1 protein-coding gene is annotated in these 229 nt (G+C 72.9%); it reads left to right on the top strand.

Annotated elements, in window-relative coordinates:
* Positions 1-229, top strand: a 229-nt coding sequence (locus SB660_RS24355; protein WP_410585230.1) for a YceI family protein, incomplete at both ends; no start/stop codon positions are given.

Raw genomic sequence — 229 nt, 5'->3', positions numbered from 1 at the left:
CGATCGATGCCGGGCGCGCGATCGTGCACGGCACGCTGACGCTGCGCGGCGTGACCCGCGAGGTCGCGCTCGATGCGGTGCGCAACGGCGCGCGTCGCCATCCGCTGCCGCCGTTCCGGCGCACGGTGGGGTTTTCCGCGACGACGACGCTGACGCGCGCGGATTTCGGCGTCGATGCGTGGCGGTCGATGATCGGCGAGACCGTCGAGCTGCGGCTGGAAGTCGAGGC

This window comes from Bacillus sp. SIMBA_005, from assembly GCF_046535585.1.
GTDB lineage: Bacteria > Bacillota > Bacilli > Bacillales > Bacillaceae > Bacillus > Bacillus pumilus.
The sequence above is the reverse complement of the archived record's forward strand: the minus strand, read 5'-3'. Positions and strand labels throughout refer to the sequence as shown.